This window comes from Streptomyces sp. NBC_01622 (assembly GCF_045209635.1).
Taxonomy (GTDB): Bacteria; Actinomycetota; Actinomycetes; order Streptomycetales; family Streptomycetaceae; genus Streptomyces.
In genome coordinates, this window is sequence record NZ_CP109293.1 from 5,662,386 (window position 1) to 5,680,553 (window position 18,168).

General features: G+C 70.0%; 17 protein-coding genes and 1 tRNA gene. 6 read left to right on the forward strand and 12 right to left on the reverse strand.

Going from position 1 to position 18,168, the window contains the following annotated elements; genetic code table 11:
- Positions 1-33 precede the first annotated feature (33 nt).
- The 8 genes from OH768_RS25975 to OH768_RS26010 form a co-directional block, all read right to left on the reverse strand.
- Positions 34-1,710 (reverse strand): long-chain fatty acid--CoA ligase, encoded by a 1,677-nt coding sequence (locus tag OH768_RS25975; protein WP_406457413.1) that lies wholly within the window; start codon positions 1,708-1,710, stop codon positions 34-36.
- Between the two features lie 104 nt (positions 1,711-1,814).
- Complete coding sequence (locus OH768_RS25980; protein WP_406457415.1) at positions 1,815-2,522, reverse strand: SigE family RNA polymerase sigma factor; 708 nt, start codon at positions 2,520-2,522, stop codon at positions 1,815-1,817.
- Positions 2,523-3,365: 843 nt separating this feature from the next.
- Positions 3,366-4,532 carry a lipid-transfer protein gene (locus OH768_RS25985; protein ID WP_406457417.1) on the reverse strand — a complete coding sequence of 389 codons (1,167 nt, stop codon included), beginning with the start codon at positions 4,530-4,532 and terminating at the stop codon, positions 3,366-3,368.
- Positions 4,529-4,936, reverse strand: coding sequence for a MaoC family dehydratase (locus OH768_RS25990; RefSeq protein ID WP_406465445.1), 408 nt, complete (start codon positions 4,934-4,936; stop codon positions 4,529-4,531). Before OH768_RS25990 ends, OH768_RS25985 begins: the two co-directional genes overlap by 4 nt.
- Positions 4,937-4,953: 17 nt before the next feature.
- Complete coding sequence (locus tag OH768_RS25995) at positions 4,954-5,997, reverse strand: acyl-CoA dehydrogenase family protein (RefSeq protein WP_406457419.1); 1,044 nt, start codon at positions 5,995-5,997, stop codon at positions 4,954-4,956.
- A gap of 1 nt (position 5,998) precedes the next feature.
- Positions 5,999-6,973, reverse strand: a complete 975-nt coding sequence (locus tag OH768_RS26000; protein WP_406457421.1) for a bifunctional MaoC family dehydratase N-terminal/OB-fold nucleic acid binding domain-containing protein — start codon at positions 6,971-6,973, stop codon at positions 5,999-6,001.
- The gene (locus OH768_RS26005) at positions 6,970-8,169 is read right to left on the reverse strand and encodes an acyl-CoA dehydrogenase family protein (RefSeq protein WP_406457423.1); all 1,200 of its coding nucleotides are present in this window, start codon (positions 8,167-8,169) and stop codon (positions 6,970-6,972) included. Before OH768_RS26005 ends, OH768_RS26000 begins: the two co-directional genes overlap by 4 nt.
- Before the next feature lie 264 nt (positions 8,170-8,433).
- Positions 8,434-8,745 (reverse strand): hypothetical protein, encoded by a 312-nt coding sequence (locus OH768_RS26010; protein WP_406457425.1) that lies wholly within the window; start codon positions 8,743-8,745, stop codon positions 8,434-8,436.
- A 369-nt stretch (positions 8,746-9,114) separates the two neighbouring features.
- Between OH768_RS26010 and OH768_RS26015 the strand changes: the two genes are divergently transcribed.
- A complete protein-coding gene (locus OH768_RS26015) occupies positions 9,115-10,044 on the forward strand; it encodes a bifunctional DNA primase/polymerase (protein ID WP_406457427.1) in 930 nt (309 codons plus the stop codon).
- 74 nt (positions 10,045-10,118) lie between these two features.
- Here the strand turns inward: OH768_RS26015 and OH768_RS26020 are convergent.
- The 3 genes from OH768_RS26020 to OH768_RS26030 form a co-directional block, all read right to left on the reverse strand.
- Positions 10,119-10,205 (reverse strand) — tRNA-Ser (locus OH768_RS26020).
- A 241-nt stretch (positions 10,206-10,446) separates the two neighbouring features.
- Positions 10,447-10,590: a hypothetical protein gene (locus tag OH768_RS26025; RefSeq protein WP_406457429.1), complete on the reverse strand. Its 144-nt coding sequence runs from the start codon at positions 10,588-10,590 to the stop codon at positions 10,447-10,449.
- Positions 10,591-10,692: 102 nt separating this feature from the next.
- A complete protein-coding gene (locus OH768_RS26030; RefSeq protein WP_406457431.1) occupies positions 10,693-11,829 on the reverse strand; it encodes an ice-binding family protein in 1,137 nt (378 codons plus the stop codon).
- Between the two features lie 324 nt (positions 11,830-12,153).
- Here OH768_RS26030 and OH768_RS26035 point away from each other — a divergent pair, with 324 nt between their 5' ends.
- From OH768_RS26035 to OH768_RS26045, 3 genes are all read left to right on the forward strand, one after another.
- Entirely contained in the window at positions 12,154-12,876 is a 723-nt protein-coding gene (locus OH768_RS26035) for an IS3 family transposase (RefSeq protein ID WP_406457433.1), read from the forward strand.
- 186 nt (positions 12,877-13,062) lie between these two features.
- A complete protein-coding gene (locus OH768_RS26040) occupies positions 13,063-13,608 on the forward strand; it encodes a transposase (protein ID WP_406457435.1) in 546 nt (181 codons plus the stop codon).
- A gap of 80 nt (positions 13,609-13,688) precedes the next feature.
- Complete coding sequence (locus OH768_RS26045) at positions 13,689-14,393, forward strand: transposase (RefSeq protein ID WP_406457437.1); 705 nt, start codon at positions 13,689-13,691, stop codon at positions 14,391-14,393.
- A gap of 173 nt (positions 14,394-14,566) precedes the next feature.
- On the opposite strand, the gene OH768_RS26050 is transcribed toward OH768_RS26045, so the two are convergent.
- Entirely contained in the window at positions 14,567-16,123 is a 1,557-nt protein-coding gene (locus OH768_RS26050) for a S1C family serine protease (protein WP_406457439.1), read from the reverse strand.
- Between the two features lie 258 nt (positions 16,124-16,381).
- On the opposite strand from OH768_RS26050, the gene OH768_RS26055 reads away from it, so the two are divergent.
- Both OH768_RS26055 and OH768_RS26060 read left to right on the forward strand, forming a co-directional pair.
- On the forward strand, positions 16,382-17,227 hold the full coding sequence (locus OH768_RS26055; protein ID WP_406457441.1) for a glycerophosphodiester phosphodiesterase: 846 nt from the start codon (positions 16,382-16,384) through the stop codon (positions 17,225-17,227).
- 143 nt (positions 17,228-17,370) lie between these two features.
- Positions 17,371-18,009 (forward strand): ATP-binding protein, encoded by a 639-nt coding sequence (locus tag OH768_RS26060; RefSeq protein ID WP_406457443.1) that lies wholly within the window; start codon positions 17,371-17,373, stop codon positions 18,007-18,009.
- Positions 18,010-18,168: the final 159 nt, after the last annotated feature.

Genomic DNA, 18,168 nt, shown 5'->3' on the forward strand with positions numbered 1-18,168 from the left:
TGGGCATCACCGGCCGAGCGGTCCGGGCAACCGTCAGAGCTTGGTGACGTCCAGGTCGCCGTCGGCGTAGCGCCTGCGCAGTACCTTCTTGTCGAACTTGCCGACGCTCGTCTTCGGGACCGACTCGACGATCGTCCAGCGTTCGGGGAGCTGCCACTTGGCGATCTTCCCCGCGTCGGCGAGGAAGGCGCGCAGGGACTCGAAGTCGGCGGTGGAGCCCTCCCGCAGGACGACGGTCGCGAGCGGGCGCTCGCCCCATTTCTCGTCCGGTACGGCGACCACGGCGGCCTCGGTGACGTCCGGGTGGGACATCAGGGCGTTCTCCAGGTCGACGGAGGAGATCCACTCGCCGCCGGACTTGATGACGTCCTTGGCGCGGTCGGTGAGCGTGAGGAATCCGTCGGGGGAGATGGTGCCGACGTCGCCGGTCTTGAGCCAGCCGTCCTCGCTGAACTTGTCGGCGGGGCGCAGGGGTTCGGCGTCGGGGCCGTTGTAGTAGGCGCCGGCGACCCAGGGGCCGCGCACCTCCAGTTCGCCCGCCGACTCGCCGTCGAAGGGGAGCCGCTCGCCGCCGGGGCCGGTGAGGCGGGCCTCGACGCTCGCCGGGAAACGGCCCTGCGTCAGCCGGTACTCGAACTCCCGCTCCGTGCCGACCGCCTCGGCCGGCGGGCGCGAGACCGTGCCCAGCGGGGACGTCTCCGTCATGCCCCAGGCGTGGCAGACCCGCATGCCGAGCTTGTCGAAGGCCGCCATGAGGGCGGGCGGGCAGGCCGAGCCGCCGATGGTGACCTGGGTGAGGGAGGAGACGTCGCGCGGCTTGGCGGTCAGTTCGGCGAGCAGGCCCTGCCAGATGGTGGGCACGGCCGCCGCGTGCGTGGGGCGCTGGCTCTCGATCATCTCGGCGAGCGGCGCGGGCTGCAGGAAGCGGTCCGGCATCAGCATGTTCACGCCGGTCATGAAGGTGGCGTGGGGCAAACCCCAGGCATTTACATGGAATTGGGGCACTACGACCAGTGAGGTGTCCTGGTCCGTGAGCCCCATCGACTGGGTCATGTTGACCTGCATGGAGTGCAGGTAGATCGAACGGTGGCTGAACACCACACCCTTGGGGTCGCCCGTAGTACCGGAGGTGTAGCACATCGCGGCGGCCTGGCGTTCGTCCAGCTCGGGCCAGTCGTACCTGGTCGGCTTGCCGGCGATCAGGTCCTCGTACTCGTGCACGCGCACGGAAGTGCCGTCGAGGGGGCCGCGGTCGCCGGGGCCGGAGACGACGATGTGCTCCACCGTCGGCAGCTTGGGCAGCAGGGGTGCGAGCAGCGGGATCAGCGAACCGTTGACGATCACCACCCGGTCGGCCGCGTGGTTGACGATCCACGCCAACTGGTCGGCCGGAAGACGGAGGTTGAGGGTGTGCAGCACCGCGCCCATGGCGGGGATCGCGAAGTAGGCCTCGACGTGAACGGAGTTGTTCCACATAAAAGTGGCAGTTCGCTCGCCGTCCGCCACGCCCAGGTCCTCGCGCAGGGCGTGTGCGAGCTGGGCCGCCCGGGCGCCGATCTCCGCGAAGGAACGGCGTTCCGGCTCTCCCTCACCGGTCCAGCTGATCACCTGCGATGTTCCGTGGACCGTCGACCCGTGGGTCAGGATCCTGGAGATCAACAGCGGTACGTCCTGCATGGTGCTCAGCACGGCGTCCTCCCGGGGCGACATTGCCTACGCGGTAGTAAGGGCTGCGCTGATTCTGCGCACATACCGCACGGTATGTCACTAGGGACGGATGATCGATCACATCACGTCGCCACGAGCTGTCCGAACTATCGGACCAGGACCAGCTCCGGGTCCTCGCGCAGCTTGCCCAGCGCCCGCGACACCGCCGACTTCACCGTGCCCACGGAGACCCCGAGCACCTCGGCCGTCTGCACCTCGCTGAGGTCCTCGTAATACCTGAGGACGACCATCGCCCGCTGCCGGTCCGGCAGTTTCGCGATCGCCCGCCACATCGCGTCGTGCAACGCCTGCTGCTCGGCCGGGTCCTCCGCGCCGCCGCCCGGCTCCGGCTCCGGAAGCTCCTCGCACGCGAACTCGTCGACCTTGCGCTTGCGCCACTGCGAGGTCCGCGTGTTCAGCAGCGCCCGGCGCACATAGCCGTCCAGCGCCCGGTGGTCCTCGATCCGCTCCCAGGCGACATACGTCTTGGTCAGCGCGGTCTGCAGCAGGTCCTCGGCGTCGGACGGGTTCGCGGTCAGCGACCGGGCGGTCCGCAGCAGCACGGGCTGCCTGGCCCTCATGTACGACGAGAACGAGGGGTACGTGAGGGCGGTGGCGGCAGCGGTGGCGGTGGCGGTGGCGGTCGGCTGGGTCCGCGCAGCCCGCGCCGTGGGCCGGGTGGCGGGACGGGCGGCCGGGCGTACGGCGGGGCGGGCCGCGGGGCGGGTGCCGGGCCGTGTCGTGGTCCGAGCGTCGGCCCGTTCGGCGGCCCGTGCGACGGCGTTCGCAGCGCTGGTGCAGACGGCTGTGGTCATGGCTCCACGCTATGAGCGATCGCTGCTGCGGCGGATCGGCCGCAGGTCCCGAAGCAGACTCCGCCTCAGGTTGTAGTGGTGGGGCTGGCTCCACCTCCTGAAGGTGGACGAGCGACCGGGACGTACTGCGGGTTTACCCCTGGGGGTGAGCCGTGCGGGGCGGCCGCTGCGGGTTCCTTCTGGGGACAGGGCCTTGCGGGGTCGGCCGCTGCGGGTTCCCTCCGGGGGCGGGGCTGGGCGGGGGTGATCGTTGTGGGATCCCTCCCGAGGGCAGGGCAGGGCAGGGCCGGGGTGATCGTTGTGGGATCCCTCCCGAGGGCGGGGCTGGGCCGGGGTGATCGTTGTTGGATCCCTCCCGGGGGCAGGGCCGGGCAGGGCCGGGTAAGCCGCTGCGGCTTGCCCGGGAGCTCGGTCGTCCGGGGTCGGCCGCTGCGGGTTCACCCGTGCGGATTGCCGTCCGGAGTCGGCCACTGCGGGTTCACCCGTGCGGATTGCCGTCCGGGGTCAGCCGCTGCGGGTTCACCCTGAGAGTTGCCGTCCGGGGTCGGCCGAAGCTCAGCCGTCCGGAGTCCGCCCAGGCGAGGCGCAGTCGTCCGGGATCATCCGGGGCTCGGTCGTACAGGGGCAGCCGGGGCTCGGTCGTACAGGAGCAGCCGGGGTCGGTCGTCCGGAGTCGGCCGGGCTCGGCTATCCGGAGTTAGCCAAGCTCGGCCGTCAGGGGGCATCCGGGCTCGGCCGTGCAGGGTCGGCCTGGCTCGGTCGTCCGGAGTCGGTCGTCCGCAGTCGGTCAGGCTCGGCCGTCTGCGGTGGGCCGAGGCCCAGTCGTCTGCTTTGAGCCGGGGCTCAGTCGTCGGCGGTGAGGATCAGCCCGGATGTCGGTACTCCGGTCCCCGCCGTCACCAGTACCCGGCCGGCCCCCGGTATCCGGTTCACGGCGGTGCCGCGCACCTGCCTGACGCCTTCCGCGATCCCGTTCATGCCGTGCAGATACGCCTCCCCGAGCTGTCCCCCGTGCGTGTTGACGGGCACCCGTTCATCGGCCACGAAGTCCGCCGCCTCCCCCTTTCCGCAGAACCCGAACTCCTCCAGCTGCATCAGCACGAACGGCGTGAAGTGGTCGTAGAGGATCGCCACGTCCATGTCGTCCGGCCCGAGCCCCGCCGTCCGCCACAGCTGCCGCGCGACCACGCCCATCTCCGGGAGGCCGGTCAGCTCGTCGCGGTAGAAGCTGGTCATCTGCTCCTGTGCCCGCCCGGCGCCCTGGGCCGCCGCAGCTATGACCGCGGGCGGGCGCGGCAGGTCTCGGGCCCGCTCCACCGAAGTGACGACGATCGCCTGGGCCCCGTCCGTCTCCTGGCAGCAGTCCAGCAGCCGCAGCGGTTCCACGATCCAGCGCGAGGCCGCGTGCTCGGCGAGGGTGATCGGTCTGCCGTGGAAGTACGCCGCCGGGTTCGTCGCCGCGTACTTGCGGTCCACGACCGCCACCTGACCGAACACCTCGGGTGTGAGGCCGTAGGTGTGCAGATACCGTTGCGCCGCCATCGCCACCCACGACGCCGGGGTGAGCAGCCCGAACGGCAGCGACCAGCCGAGCGCCGCGCCCTCCGCCGACGGCTCGCGGTGCGTGACGCCCGAGCCGAATCGGCGGCCCGACCGCTCGTTGAAGGCGCGGTAGCAGACCACCACCTCGGCGACGCCCGCCGCCACGGCCAACGCCGCCTGCTGGACGGTCGCACAGGCCGCGCCGCCGCCGTAGTGGACCCGGGAGAAGAAGGACAGCTCGCCGATCCCGCAGGCCTGGGCGACGGTGATCTCCGGGTTGGTGTCCATCGTGAACGTCACCATCCCGTCCACGTCCGCCGGCGTCAGCCCCGCGTCGTCCAGCGCCGCCCGCACTGCCTCCACGGCCAGCCGCAGCTCGCTGCGCCCCGAGTCCTTGGAGAACTCCGTGGCCCCGATGCCGACGATCGCGGCACGTCCGCCGAGGGTGTCGCGGGTGCGGGCGCTCATGCCCCGGCCTCCGTCGTCGTCGGTACGGCGACCGTGACCACGACCGTGCCGGTCACATGCCGGCCGATGCCGTTCGTCCCGAGCACGCGCACCGTCGCGGTGTCGCCGTCCGTCTCCTCGACCCGGCCGGTCAACACCATGGTGTCGCCGGGGTAGTTGGGGGCGCCGAGCCGGATGGCGACCTTGCGGAGGACGGCTCGTGGGCCGAAGTGGTCCGTGATGTAGCGGCCGACCAGACCGTTCGTCGTCAGGATGTTCATGAAGATGTCGGGGGAGCCCTTCAGCCGCGCCAACTCCGCGTCGTGGTGCACGTCCTGGTAGTCACGGGAGGCGATCGCTCCGGCGACGATCAGCGTGCGGGTGATCTCGATCTCGAGCGGGGGCAACTCCTCACCCGCCCTGATGACCGCACCTCCTGCCCTCATGGCTGCGCCTCCTCACTGACGATCAACTCCCCCAGTTCCTGAAGTACTTCGGCCCCGCATCCGAGGTACGCGTCCAGCTGGCGCCCCCAGAGGAAGTGCCGGTGGACCGGATGGTCCAGGTCGGCTCCCGCACCGCCGTGCAGATGCTGACCCGTGTCGACGACCCGCCGGCCCGCCTCGGACGCCCACCAGGCCGCGGTCAGCGCGTGCGTGGCGTACGGCAGCCCCGCGTCGCGCCGCCAGGCCGCCTCGTACGTCGTCACGCGTATCGCCTCGATGTCCATGTACGCGTCGGCGGCCCGGAGTTGGACCGCCTGCCGGGTGGCCAGCGGACGCCCGAACTGCTCCCGAGCGTTGACATGCGCCACGGCCCGCGCGAGCGACCCCGCGCAGACCCCGGCCTGCAGACCGGCGAAGGCGGTGCGGGCGGTGGCCAGGACGTCGGCGTGGGCCTCCGTGGCGCCGAGCCGTTCCGCCGCCGCGCCGTCGAGTGTCAGCCGCCCCGCCGACCAGGGTGCCGTCAGCTCGACCGGCTCGACGCGCGTGGCGTCCGTGACCGGCGTCAGCCACAACTCCCCGTGATCGTCGGCGACAAGGACATGCGTGGCGTCACGCAGCCAGGGGACGACAGGGACCGTACCGGTCAACTCGCCCTGCCTGGAGACCTGTACGGCCCGTACACCCCCCTGCGCCGGAAACGCCCCGCACACCACCACCGACCCGTCCCCAATGCCCGGCAACAACCGCTCCCGCTGCTCGGGCGAACCGTGTGCCGCCACCGCCAGCAGCCCGTACACGCACGTCGGAGCGAAGGGCGCCTGGGCCGTCGTCCGCCCCTGCTCCTCCAGGAGGAGGACGAGGCCGAGCAGGCCCAACTCCTCGACGGCGCCCACCAGTCCGGCGGCGCAGAGCGCCTTCCACAGCTCGGGGTCGCTGCCCGTCCCGGCCGCCGTGAGCCGCTCGGGAGTCGCGAGGTCGCCGAAGATACGGGCGGCGAGGTCACGGGCCGCCGCCTGTTCCTCCGTGGGGGTGAAGTCCATGTCAGCCCACCCCGCCCTCTCGGCCTTCCTGGACCCGGAAGACGGGGAGCACCAGCGGATCGTCCTCATCGTCGTCGTAGCGCCGGAATTCGAGCCGTACCGGCAGCCCGATGCGCACCTTGTCGTACGGCATCCCCACCACATCGCTCACGATCCGCACGCCCTCGGCGAGTTCGATCAGTCCGACCGCATACGGGGGGTCGAAGGCGGGGAAGGGCGGGTGGTGCATCACCACGTACGAGTAGACGGTCCCGTCGCCGCTCGCCTCGACGGTGTCCCAGTCCGGGCCGCCGCAAGTGTTGCAGCCCGGCAGCCAGGGGTGGCGCAGCGTTCCGCAGCTCGTGCAGCGCTGGATGAGGAGTTGGTGCCGCTCCACGCCCTCCCAGAAGCCGGCGTTGTCGCGGTTGACGACGGGGCGGGGGCGGCGGGCACGAGCTCCTTTCCCTTCCTGTTTCGTCTTCTGCTGCTGTCGCGCGGGGGCGTACTTGAGGATGCGGAAGCGGTGGGTGCCGACGAGGTCCTGGCCCACCCGCACGTCCATGCGCGTGGTGACGAAGTACCCCGTGCCCAGCTTCGTCGTCTTGCGGTCCGAGACCGACTCGATCACCGCGTCGAAGGTGACCTCGTCACCCGGCCGCAGGGGCCGTAGATACTCCTGCTCGCAGTCGGTGGCGACCACGGAGGTGCAGCCCGCCTCGTCGAGCAGGTCGAACAGCTCGTCGTTGGCCCCCGTGCGTCCCGAGTGTCCGGAGAGGCCGCCCATGGTCCAGGCCTGGAGCATGGTGGGCGGGGCGACGGCGTCCGGGCCCGTGTACGCCGGATTCGTGTCGCCCATCGCCTCGCACCAGTGCCGGATCATCGGCTCGTTGACGGGGTCCTTGCCGGTGCCCGCGACGGCGGCCGGACGCCCCTCGTACGCCTTGAGCCGCGCGCCCAGTTCGTCGACCGCCGCACTCACCACCGACTCCCCCGTCACCGCCGCCCCCTCGTCATCCCGAGCCGCATCGTGGCGACGATCTCCCGCTGCACCTCGCTCACCCCGCCCCCGAACGTGTTGATCTGCGCCGCCCTGTTCAACCGCTCCAGCTCGCCGTCCCCGAAGACACCCGGCGAACCCGAACGCACCAGCCCCGCCAGCCCTGTTGACCCCCCTGGTCCGGCCGTCCCGTCCGCTCCGGCGAGGTGCTGACATATCTGGTACACCGCCACCGTCGATTCGGTTCCCATGACTTTCACGCCGCTCGCGTCGCCGGGCGCCAGCCGGCCCGCGCCCACGTCGCCGACCAGTCGCCAGTTGAGCAGGCGGGTCGCCGCCAGCCGGGCGTGCGCCTCGGCCAACTGAGCCCGCACCCACGGCTCGTCGGCCCGGCGCCTGCCCGTCACCGGATCGGGTGTGCGGGCGGCGGTCAGCGCGGCCGTGTAGAAGTCCTCGGCCTGCATGCCGGTCGCGGCGAGGGCGACCCGCTCGTGGTTGAGCTGATTGGTGATGAGCGACCAGCCCTCGTTCTCCGCGCCGACCAGATTGGCCGCCGGGACGCGGACACCGTCGTAGTACGTGGCCGTCGTCCGCTGCCCGCCCACCGTGTCGATCGGGGTCCAGGAGAAGCCGGGCGCGTCGGTCGGGACGAGGATGATCGAGATGCCGCGGTGCTTGGGGGCCTCGGGGTCGGTGCGGCAGGCGAGCCAGATCCAGTCGGCGTTGTGGGCGTTGGAGGTGAAGATCTTCTGCCCTTCGATCAGCCACCCCTGACTGTCATGTACGGCTCGGGTCCGGAGCGAGGCGAGGTCGGTGCCGGCCGACGGTTCGCTGTAGCCGATCGCGAAGACGAGTTCCCCGCGCAGGATGCCCGGGAGGAGGGCGGCCTTCTGTTCCTCGCTGCCGTACTTCATCAGCGTCGGCCCCACGGTGTTCAGGGTGACCATCGAGACGGGCGCGTTCGCCCGGTAGGCCTCGTCGAAGAACACGAACTGCTCGTCCGCGCCGCGCCCTTGACCGCCGTACTCGACCGGCCAGCCGAGCCCGAGCCACCCGTCGCCGCCGATCCGGCGCAGCAACGCCCGCTGCCCCTGAGGGTCGTCCGCGCGGGGTGGTCCGTCCGGCATCAACGCGGCGAAGTACGCCCGGAGTTCGGCACGCAACCGCTGCTGGCGAGGGGTGGGGGCGAGGTGCACGACGGCGGACCTCCGTGTCGTCGTACGGACGATGGTTTCTGACTGTCCGTCAGATGCTGTGGACTGTCAAGGTCGTCAGTGCACAGGCGCCCTGCCGCCCGGCCATGCGCGCGTGGCGCACGAAAACATCCGCGCGGCACGCGAAAAACGTCTGCGCGGTGGCACCCAAGCACCACCGCGCAGACGCGTCACGACCCCACAGAGCACACCTCACACACCCTCAGACGCCTCCGCGCATCCCCCCGCGGGAGTCGTCGGGCGCGGCTACCAGAGGTTGGCGAAGTTGATGGCGACGTTCGAGTTTCCCTGGTTGATGGCGGAGAACGCGGATCCCTTGACCTGGGCGGTGTTGCTCTGGTTCGAGGCCCCGGAGCCGACCGCCTGCTGCTGTGTGGTGGACGAGTTGCCCTTGTTGTCGTGCCCGACCCCGCTGCCGCCGACGGTCGCCACACCCGCGTTCGATCCGTTGCCCGCGATGGCGCCGTTGTCCGCCGCCGCGACGCCGGTGAAGAGGGCGGCTGCCAGCGGGAGGGCGGAGACGGCGGCGATGACACGGGCGGTACGGATGCTTGCCATGTTGTTCCTCCAGAACAAGGTGCGTAGCGGCTTCTGAGCCGAACGCACACGAGGTAGAGCTTCAATTACGGCTTCCACCAGGGCAGTTGGCCGACCGCCCCGGTGTGGTGCACGACGTCGCGAGACCAGAGTTGCCCACCGAATCCCCGGCGAACCAGACCGGAAGCGGTTATTCCCCCTGAAGCGTGATGACAAGTCGATAAACCCCCTTGCCTCCACCGAAGCCGCAGTTCGGGGCGGTACGGACATCCCGCCCCAGGCCGCACAAGAGGCGAAGCGTTCCGGCACATTTCGCGGCGACCGCCCCTCCCGGGCGCGTCACCGCCATCCCCTCTTCCCTTTTTCGAACACTCGTACGAACATGGAGTCATGGCCACCATCGACCGGCAGGCCACCACGCTGGCCCTCGCACACGCCCTGTCAGCCGCCGAACGCGGACTGGCCGTGATCCCCCTGTCCCGAACGAAACTCCCGGCCCTGCGCTCGCCACACCGTGACAACGCCGCCACGGTGGGCGTGGCCTGGGATGCCACGAGCGGCGTGAGCACCTCGGGTGCCTCAGTCGCTGCGAGCGCGCCCTGCCACGGCGAGTGCGGACTCCTCGGGCACGGGGTCTACGACGCCTCGACCGACCCGGCACGCATCCGCGAGCTGTTCGCCGCCGCGCCCTGGGCCACCGGCTACGGCATCGCGTGCGGACTGCCGCCGCACCACCTCATCGGCATCGACCTCGACACCAAATCCGGTACGGACTCGTCCTCCGCCCTGCGCGAACTGGCCCTCCGCCACCTGTTCACGATCCCCGAGACCGTGGTCGTCCTGACCCCCAGCGGCGGCCGTCACCTCTGGCTCACCGGCCCACCCGACGTCGTTGTCCCCAACTCGGCGGGCCGACTGGCCCCCGGCATCGACATCCGCGGCGCCGGCGGCTACCTGGTCGGCCCCGGCTCCCGCACCGAACACGGCCTCTACGCCGCCGCCACCGCCACCGCCCACCTCGCACCGGCCCCCTGCCCGCCCTCCCTCCTACGCCTACTCCTCCCCCCACCCCGCACCAACCACCCGACCCCCACCTCGACCGGCCAACACGGCCAGGGCCTCGTCCAGTTCGTCCTCGCGGCCCACGAGGGCCAACGCAACACCCGCCTCTTCTGGGCTGCCTGCCGCGCCTACGAGAACGACATCGGCCCGGCACTCGTCGACGCCCTGGTGGAGGCGGCCCTGGGCACGGGCCTTACGGAACGGGAGGCCCGGGCGACGATCGCTTCGGCGGCGCGGATGACGGGGCGGGGGGCGTGAGACCGCTGCCCGGCGCGTGAGGGCCGACATGCGTAAGGGGCGTCCTCAATTGAGGGCGCCCCTTACCAACACTGCGGTGGGTGTGGGATTTGAACCCACGGTGACATCGCTGCCACGACGGTTTTCAAGACCGTTCCCTTAGGCCGCTCGGGCAACCCACCTGCGCCCGCGCCCACCAGGGACGGAGCGGGTACAGCGTACCGGCCCTGGGCGCTTCTCGGGGCTCGTGGTCCACGCGGGGTCCACTGGCCATCTTCCACCCCTCAGGACCACCGCTCCGATCAGCACCCGATCCTATGCCGGTGGCGATGCTCGGCGAGGGCTGGCCAGATGCCGCCACGCGATCACCGACCTGAACTTCTCGCGGCGTTAGAGAAGTTGCGCACTCGCCGAATGCCTGAGTCAGAGGAAAAGGAACCGGTGCGAGCACATGCATGCCGCGCCGCGGGCCGGGATGTGCAGCGCCGCTGCATCGCGCTGGACGCCCGCCACCCCCAACACCGCGCTGACCGGGCCGGAGGCGGTCTTCGACGCAGTCAGCGCCACATCCGCCCGACCGGCTCCTCGGCCCACTCACCCTGCATGCCAACAGCACTGGCCCCGACGTAACTGCGCCGGGGCCAGAGCCGCAACATTTGTGGTGATTTTCTAGCTCTTGTGGCCGTGGCCGTGGTAGCCATTGCCCTCGTGGCCAGGTTTGTGCGGCTTGGGATGCTTGGACGGCTTCGGCTTCGGCTTGGGGTGCTTGGACGGCTTCGGCTTCGGCTTGGGGTGCTTGGACGGCTTCGGCTTCGGATGATCGGACGGCCCAGGAGGCCCAGACGGCCCGGCAGGCCCAGACGGCCCAGGAGGCCCAGACGGCCCGGCAGGCCCAGACGGCCCAGGAGGCCCAGACGGCCCGGCAGGCCCAGACGGCCCAGGAGGCCCAGACGGCCCGGCAGGCCCAGACGGCCCAGGAGATCCAGACGGCCCAGCAGGCCCAGACGGCCCAGCAGGCCCAGACGGCCCAGACGGCCCGGGCGGGCCCGTCATGCAGACCGCCCTCGTGATCACGTTGCTGTCCAACGTGACCGCACCATTACGCGCCAGTGCCCGACCCTCGACCGCTGCGTTGGTATTCACCGTGACGGACGTCAGGGCGAGGATGTTGCCCTTGAAGAAGGAATTCGTGTCGAGGGTGGCCGAGCTTCCCACCTGCCAGAACACGTTGCAGGCCTGCGCTCCGTTGACGAGCAGGACGTTGCTCCCCGGAGCCGTGATCAGAGTGGAGCCGATCTGGAAGATGAAGACGGCGTTGGGGTCGCCGTGGGCGTCAAGAGTGACCGTCCCGGTGAGATTCAGCGACGACGAGGCTTTGTAGACGCCCGGGGTCAGCGTGAGTCCGCCGATGTCGCCCGGGGAGGTCAGGTTGGCGGTCGGTGCTCTGCCGGCCGCGTCGTTGTAGGCAGTGGTCAGGTCGGACTGGGCCTGAGCGGCGGCAGCATCGGCGACGTGCTGCACTCCGTTCACGATTCCGGGCGGGAAGCCCGTCACCGAGGACCCAGGGCTGACTCCCAGGTCGCCGTTGACGACCGTGGGGCCCGTATTTGTGACCCCTGAACCGGCCAGGACCGCGTAACTCGTGGCGGTCCCCAACCCCACCGGGGCCTCAGCTGCGCTCGCAAGGTTCGAGATCAAAGTGATCGACGTCAGCAGCGCGACCAGTGGCACCATGACGACCGTCGCTCTGAATCTCCACTTTCGTCGTCTACCAGGAGGGGCGGAAGGGATGGCGTCCGCTGCCATGGACCAGTCCTTTCTTGTCGCCGTTGACCGCAGTCGCCAGGCTTCCGAACGCCCGGGGCAGCTCGGTCAGATGGCCACTGAGCCCGCAACACATCTCACAGCGTCGGGATATACCGTTGCTTAGCTGCAGAAATTACCCCCATGCATGCACAAAGAGGCGGATTAGGACCGAAAGGGTGGTGATGGCGTGGCGTCACCCTGCCGACGGGGATACCCAACCGAATTACCCAGGCCACCGACTCAGCACGGTGCCGACACAACACGCCGCTTCGGAGTCATCGTCAGACGCCTTGCTTAGATTCAACCGGTCAAGGAGAACGACCGGTGAGCGAGCTGTACCGGTTGATCCACGCGGAGAAGGCGACGTACCCGATCGTCCTGCTGTGCCGGGTGCTGAAGGTCGCCCGCTCCTCCTACTACGCCTGGCGCGAGGGCGAGGCCGCCCGCTGCGCCCGTCAGGCCGCCGACGACGCGCTCGCGCAGGAGATCACCGTTCTGCACATCGCTTCCCGGCACACCTACGGTGTCCCGCGCATCCACGCCGAACTGCGCCGCCTGGGCCGGCGAGTGAACCGCAAGCGCGTCGCCCGCGTGATGCGTGAGCGCGACATCCGTGGCGCCACCCGGCGCAGGAGGCGTTCGTTGACCCGGCCGGATGCGAAGGCGAAGCCGGCCCCGGACCTGATCGGCCGTGATTCCCATGCCGAGCGTCCCGGGACCAAGCTGGTGGGCGACATCACCTACCTGCCCACCGCCGAGGGCTGGCTCTACCTCGCCTGCTGGCTGGACCTGGCCACCCGCGAGGTCGTCGGCTACGCCATGGCCGACCACCACCGCGCCGAACTCGTCGTCGACGCCCTCGACATGGCCCACGGCCGGGCTCATCCGGAGCCCGGCTGCGTGATCCACAGCGATCGCGGCAGTGAATATACGTCGACCCAGTTCCGCCACCGAATAGGGGAGTTGGGGCTGCGGCACAGTTGCGGGCGCACCGGATCATGTTTCGACTGTGAGGATGATCGGGTGCTGCTCCGGGCGGCGGCCTGACCCGTGTTTCGACTGGCGTTGTTGCCTTGGCGTTGATCTGTCGGCCACTGCCTGGAGCTGTACTCGCTGCCGCCGGGCAGGGGACGTGTCCCGATAGGGGTCTTCGCGACAGGCACCGTCACAGTCTTGACCGCCCTGGCCCGGTGACGGCCACCGGCACCCGAGGCGATCAGGAGACAGGCGGCCTTGCCCAGCATCACGCAGCCCACGGCCCCATGTCACGTCCCAGCCGAAGCTGAGGAGGACATCCTGCTCGGTGTTGACACCCACAAAGACGTCCACCCTGCGGCCGTCGTCACCACAGTCCGCGCCGCTCTGGACGGCCGCAGCTTCCCGGCGACCGCGGAGGGATATCGTCAACTCCTGTCCTGGGCATGCTCGTTCGGCATGCTGCGGCGAGCCGGGGTCGAGTGCACCGGATCCTACGGTGCGGCCCTGACGCGGTACCTGCGGGCCGAGGGCATCGAGGTGAGCGAGGTCAACCAGCCCGACAAGGCCGCCCGACGGCGCCACGGCAAGACCGACGCCATCGATGCCGAAGCCGCCGCCCGTGCCGTGTTGTCCGCTCGCGCCACCGCCGCAGCGAAGACGAGCGACGGCCCGGTGGAGATGCTGCGGCTGTTCAAGCTGGCGAAGGGGTCCGCGATCAAGTCCAGGACCCAGGCCATCAACCAGCTCAAGAGCGTTCTGGTCTGCGCCGATGCCGAACTCCGCGAGTCCCTGGCGGGCTGAGCAACCCGAAATTGTTCCAACAGTGCGCTCTGCTCACGGAGTCGGAGGTCTCCGGGCCGGCAGGGGCTGCACGGCACACCTTGAGACTGCTGGCCCGCCGCATACAGCACCTGACCGAGGAGATCAACGACCTCAACAAGCGGACAGCAGAAGCGATCAAAGCGAGAACTCCGGGCCTGCTCGACGTCCACGGCGTCGGCCCGGACACCGCAGCAGCCCTGCTCATCTCGGCCGGTGACAACCCCGAACGCCTCGACAGCGAAGCATCGTTCGCCGCCCTCTGTGGCACCAGCCCGGTCGAGGCATCCTCCGGCAAGACCCAGCGCCGCAGACTCAACCGAGGCGGCGACCGCCAGGCCAACGCCGCCCTCTACCGGATTATCCTCAGCCGTCTGCGCTGGGCGGGCCCTTCCCAGGACTACGTGCGGCACCGGCTCGCGGAGGGCAAGACCAAACGCGAGATCATCCGCTGCCTCAAACGGTACGTCGCACGAGAGATCTACCGGCACATCGCCCCGCAAACACCGCGGCACACCCCACGGAACCAGCCCGAGACACCGCTTGACATCCATAGGGGCATCAACGCCGCCGCGGAGAGCTTCTGGGCCCTACTCAAAGAGGAGACCGGCACCCGTACCTGGCCCGACCGGGCCACAGCCCGAGCCGAGGTCTTCTCCTTCATCGAGACCTTCTACAACCGCCGCCGCCTGCGCAAGCACAAGACTTTCGGCTACCTCACCCCGGCCGAGACCAGGCAACGGCACCAGCACGCCCTCACGGCATAACGATCACGTGTCCGAGATCACGGGGACTTCAATTGGGCTTTCACCCGTACTTCGCCGCAGGGCGGAATCCGGTTCCCGCGGTGTGCACGCGCCCATGGAGGGAGAGGGGGAAAACCGGCGGGCCGGGCAAGGAAACCCTTGCCCGGCCCGCCGGTTGAACGTTCGACGCTGTGTCAGCTGTCGCCGACCCGTGATCCCAGGGTCAGTTCCGTGGTGTGCTGCGTGCCGCCGCGCTTGTAGGTGATCGTGACCTTGTCGCCCGGCTTGTGGGTCCAGATCTCGCCGATGAGGGTCGGGCCGCTGTCGATCACCGAGTCGTCGAGCTTGGTGATGACGTCGCCGGCCTTGAGGCCCGCCTGGGCCGCGGGGCCGCCGGCCTCGACCGCGGAGGAGCCGGTGGTGATCGTCGCGCCCGCGGTGCTGTCCTCCAGGGAGACGGAGGCGCCGATCTTGGCGTACACCGGCTTGCCGGTCTTGATCAGCTGCTGGGCGACGTACTTCGCCTGGTTGATCGGGATGGCGAAGCCCAGGCCGATCGAGCCGGACTGGCTGCTGCCGCTGAGGCCGCCGCTGCTGGTCGACTGGATCGCGGAGTTGATGCCGATGACCGCGCCCTGGGCGTCGAGCAGCGGGCCGCCCGAGTTGCCGGGGTTGATGGAGGCGTCGGTCTGCAGGGCGCTCATGTAGGACGCCTTGCTGGTGGAGCTGCCGTCGCTGGAGGCGACCGGGCGGTTCTTGGCGCTGATGATGCCCGTGGTCACCGTGTTGGACAGGCCGAAGGGGGCGCCGATGGCGATCGTCTCGTCGCCTACGGCCACCTTGTCCGAGTCGCCGAGGGCGAGCGGCTTGAGGTCGCTGGGGGCGTTCTTGAGCTTGATGACCGCTACGTCGTAGCCCTGGGCGTGGCCGACGATCTCGGCGTCGTACTTCTTGCCGTTCGGGAAGGTGGCCGTGAGCTTGCCGCCGTCGACCGCGTCGGCGACGACGTGGTTGTTGGTGACGATGTGGCCCTGGGTGTCGAAGACGAAGCCCGTGCCGGTGCCGCCCTCGCCGCTGGTGCTCTCGGCCTCGATGGTGACCGTGCTGGGCAGGGACTTGGCGGCCACCCCGGCGATGGTGCCCGGGTCGCGCTTAACGGAGGCGCCGCTGCCGGTGTCGGCGGAGACGGTGGTGGAGTTGCTGTTGTTGTCGTTGTTCTTGGCCAGGGTGTAGCCGAGGCCACCGCCCAGGCCGCCCGCGACCAGCGCGGCGATCAGGACGGCGGCGATCAGCCCGCCGCGCCCGCCGCCGGCCTTCTTGGGCGCCGGCTGCTGCTGGTACGGGGTGCCCCAGCCGCCCGCGCCGTCCCCTCCGTAGCCACCCGCGCCGGACGCGCCGTCACCTCCGTAGCCGTCGCCGCTGTATCCGCCCACTCCCTCGCCGCCGTACGCGCCCGCGGCCGTGCCTCCGTCGGCGTACGACGGTGTGGCGGGCGGCGGGGGCGGCCAGGCGGCGTCGGGAGCGGATCCCGTGCCCTCGGGGCCGGGCGTCTGAGGCGCGGTGCCGTACGCGGGCGCCTCCCCGGCGCGCGATGCGTCCTGCGGGGCGCTCGGAGGCACCGGGGGGAGCTGCGTGGTGGGCGCGCCCCCCTCGGGCGCAGCCGCCTGCGGGGAAGCTGCGGGAGATTCCACCGGCACAGGAGGTGCAGACGGGGCCGGGGGTACCTCAGTGCCCTCGTTCTCGGTGCTCACAGCTCTTCTCCTCGGTCCACGGCTGTTGTTCTCGGAAGCATGCGGTCACACTCGTTCACGCTTGTCGACGGTCCGGCGCGAAACAGCTGTGCTGGTGCTTTTGTATGCCGTCAGCTTTTCCCACCGGGCGTCAGGGCACCATAAGCGGTGCCTGTGGGTCCATGGCGATCCTTTATAAGCGTCCATAAGTGCCAAAACGCCGCATGGCTACGCCTTTTCGGCTCCACGTGTACCCCTTTGCGGTGGCACCATGACGCGGTGACCCACGCACGGCAGCACCGGATCCAAGTCGTCGCCCACCGCGGAGCCTCCGAAGAGGCTCCCGAACACACCCTCGCCGCCTACAAGAAGGCGATCGAGGACGGCGCGGACGCGCTTGAGTGCGATGTACGACTGACCGCCGACGGCCATCTCGTCTGCGTCCACGACCGACGCGTCAACCGTACGTCGAACGGACGCGGAGCGGTCTCGGCGCTGGAGCTCGCCGATCTGGCCGCCCTCGACTTCGGCTCCTGGAAGGGCCGCGACCGGTCCCGCGACTCCTGGAAGACACGGGACGAGGAGCCGGACTGGGAGCACCTCCCGGAGGACCGCGGGGACACCTCCGTACTCACCCTGGAACGGCTGCTCGAACTCGTCGCGGACTCGGGCCGGCGGGTGGAGCTGGCCATCGAGACGAAGCATCCGACGCGCTGGGCGGGGCAGGTCGAGGAACGGCTGCTGGTGCTCCTGAAGCGCTTCGGCCTTGACGTCCCCGCCTCCGCCGCAGACTCCCCGGTACGGGTCATGAGTTTCTCGGCGCGATCTCTGCACCGGGTGCGGGCGGCCTCCCCGACGCTGCCGACGGTCTACTTGTTGCAGTTCCTCTCGCCGCGCCTCCGGGACGGTCGACTTCCGGCCGGTGTCCGGATCGCAGGCCCCTCGATCAGGATCGTGCGCAATCACCCTGCGTACATCGAGCGGCTGAAAAACGCCGGTCATCAGGTGCATGTGTGGACCGTCAACGAGCCCGAGGACGTCGATCTCTGCGTTGACCTGGGCATTGACGCCATCATCACCAACCGGCCGCGGGCCGTTCTGAGCCAGCTCGGTAGGGAACATTAAAGAACCTCATAAAGACCGCCAAACACCCCTTGACCCAGGCGCCTCACCTGCACCATCCTCCGAACTCGGCCACACCATCGAAAACAAGCCACCCGATTACAGGGAGTGCTCCGGCGCGTTCGGCCCGTGTTCGATGGTTGCGAATGCGTCACCGAACGTGGATTGGCCGGTTTCCGGTACAGGCCAAGAGGGCATCCACACCGTGGCGTGGGGCGAAGGAGGTCTCGGGGGTGGCGTTGGTGGTGGCACAGGAAGTGCCCACGTCGTCGAGCATGGCCGTGACCCATGGCCCTGCGGGCGTGGGTCAGGCAAGACATCGCATGCGCGATCAGTTGCGCACGGGCGGTGTGTCGGAAGCGGTCATCGACGATGCCGTACTGATCCTTTCCGAACTTCTGAGCAATGCGTGCAAGCACGGCCGGCCCCTGGGCGACGCCCTGGCCGGTGATGGTGACGTCCGCTGCGCCTGGCGCGTGGACACGGGCGGACGGCTCACGGTCGAGGTGACGGACGGCGGCGGCCCGACCCGCCCGGCTCCGGCCACCCCGTCGGTCACGGCGCGCGGCGGGCGCGGCCTGAACATCATCACGGCGCTGGCCGAGGACTGGGGCGTACGCGACGACACCCGGGGCGAGGTCACGGTGTGGGTCGTCGTGCACGAGGACGTCCATGATCCGGATGCCGCGCACCGGCGCGAGGACTTCGCTACACGCGTCACCGCCCCGGCGGTCTCCGCGGGTCCCCGGCTGGGCTTCGCGGACGCCTACGACAACCTGGACTGACACGTCCGCGCAGAACTGACGCGTCCGTCCACAGGCGCCGGGTTTTCCACAGGCGGCCCGCCGCCGACGTGTCGCCGGGTTGTCCACAGGCTCCCGTCGGTCATGGCGTGAACGGATAGGCTCCCGCCCGTACGAGACGAGCCGTAACCGGGAGACACC

What these genes read in the sequence shown, in the direction of transcription:
- OH768_RS25980 (WP_406457415.1), bottom strand. Translation starts at nt 2,522, where the DNA reads ATGACCACAGCCGTCTGCACCAGCGCTGCGAACGCCGTCGCACGGGCC.
- OH768_RS26030 (WP_406457431.1), bottom strand. Translation starts at nt 11,829, where the DNA reads ATGGCAGCGGACGCCATCCCTTCCGCCCCTCCTGGTAGACGACGAAAG.
- OH768_RS25985 (WP_406457417.1), bottom strand. Translation starts at nt 4,532, where the DNA reads ATGAGCGCCCGCACCCGCGACACCCTCGGCGGACGTGCCGCGATCGTC.
- OH768_RS25995 (WP_406457419.1), bottom strand. Translation starts at nt 5,997, where the DNA reads ATGGACTTCACCCCCACGGAGGAACAGGCGGCGGCCCGTGACCTCGCC.
- OH768_RS26015 (WP_406457427.1), top strand. Translation starts at nt 9,115, where the DNA reads ATGGCCACCATCGACCGGCAGGCCACCACGCTGGCCCTCGCACACGCC.
- OH768_RS25975 (WP_406457413.1), bottom strand. Translation starts at nt 1,710, where the DNA reads ATGTCGCCCCGGGAGGACGCCGTGCTGAGCACCATGCAGGACGTACCG.
- OH768_RS26010 (WP_406457425.1), bottom strand. Translation starts at nt 8,745, where the DNA reads ATGGCAAGCATCCGTACCGCCCGTGTCATCGCCGCCGTCTCCGCCCTC.
- OH768_RS26060 (WP_406457443.1), top strand. Translation starts at nt 17,371, where the DNA reads ATGCGTCACCGAACGTGGATTGGCCGGTTTCCGGTACAGGCCAAGAGG.